We start from the raw sequence: 281 nt of genomic DNA, 5'->3' as shown, positions 1-281 counted from the left end.
ATGACGTTAATGGGCTCCCTCGGGGGTCGCCGCCTGCTGTTGGGCGCGGCGCTTCTGGATGGCTTCTTTCAACAAGCGGATGCGATCGGCCTGCGAGTCCACCCCGTTGGGCGATTGCAGGGCCGGGTTCGGCGGAATGACGGGATGAGCGGCATTGATCATCGGGCCGTTCTGCGGTGGGGCCGCCGGACCCACCGCCATGCCGTTCGGTGCGGGCGGGCTGGGTGGCGCACTGCCGTCGCCCTTGGGCATGTCGATCGGCGCGCCGGCGGGCAGCTCCA

The 281-nt window shown here is 69.8% G+C and carries 1 pseudogene; it reads right to left on the bottom strand.

What is annotated here, in order from left to right:
* Positions 1-6 precede the first annotated feature (6 nt).
* A pseudogene (locus tag ISP20_RS21480) lies at positions 7-281 on the bottom strand (hypothetical protein); the annotation flags it as partial.

Origin of the sequence: Dyella kyungheensis (assembly GCF_016905005.1) — a bacterium.
GTDB classification, from domain to species: Bacteria; Pseudomonadota; Gammaproteobacteria; order Xanthomonadales; family Rhodanobacteraceae; genus Dyella; species Dyella kyungheensis.
Note: the sequence above shows the minus strand (reverse complement) of the source record. Positions and strands in the feature narration are given on the sequence as shown.